This is a genomic window from Escherichia sp. 20412-1 (assembly GCF_003027595.1).
GTDB classification, from domain to species: domain Bacteria; phylum Pseudomonadota; class Gammaproteobacteria; order Enterobacterales; family Enterobacteriaceae; genus Escherichia; species Escherichia marmotae.
In genome coordinates this window covers 1-568 of record NZ_PYQM01000129.1, presented here as the reverse complement: position 1 = coordinate 568, position 568 = coordinate 1, and the positions used below count along the sequence as shown (strand labels likewise).

Genomic DNA, 568 nt, shown 5'->3' with positions numbered 1-568 from the left:
GCAAAAGAAGTAGGTAGCTTAACCTTCGGGAGGGCGCTTACCACTTTGTGATTCATGACTGGGGTGAAGTCGTAACAAGGTAACCGTAGGGGAACCTGCGGTTGGATCACCTCCTTACCTTAAAGAACTGTTCTTTGCAGTGCTCACACAGATTGTCTGATGAAAATGAGCAGTAAAACCTCTACAGGCTTGTAGCTCAGGTGGTTAGAGCGCACCCCTGATAAGGGTGAGGTCGGTGGTTCAAGTCCACTCAGGCCTACCAAATTTGCACCGCAAATTTGAAGAGGTTTTAACTACATGTTATGGGGCTATAGCTCAGCTGGGAGAGCGCCTGCTTTGCACGCAGGAGGTCTGCGGTTCGATCCCGCATAGCTCCACCATCTCTGTAGTGATTAAATAAAAAATACTTCAGAGTGTACCTGCAAAGGTTCACTGCGAAGTTTTGCTCTTTAAAAATCTGGATCAAGCTGAAAATTGAAACACTGAACAACGAAAGTTGTTCGTGAGTCTCTCAAATTTTCGCAACACGATGATGGATCGTAAGAAACATCTTCGGGTTGTGAGGTTA

General features: G+C 46.0%; 2 tRNA genes and 1 rRNA gene. All 3 read left to right on the top strand.

What is annotated here, in order from left to right:
* Positions 1 to 117: ribosomal RNA gene (locus C7B16_RS24355) — 16S ribosomal RNA — on the top strand; the annotation flags it as partial.
* A 68-nt stretch (positions 118 to 185) separates the two neighbouring features.
* Positions 186 to 262 (top strand) — tRNA-Ile (locus C7B16_RS24350).
* A gap of 42 nt (positions 263 to 304) precedes the next feature.
* Positions 305 to 380 (top strand) — tRNA-Ala (locus tag C7B16_RS24345).
* Positions 381 to 568: the final 188 nt, after the last annotated feature.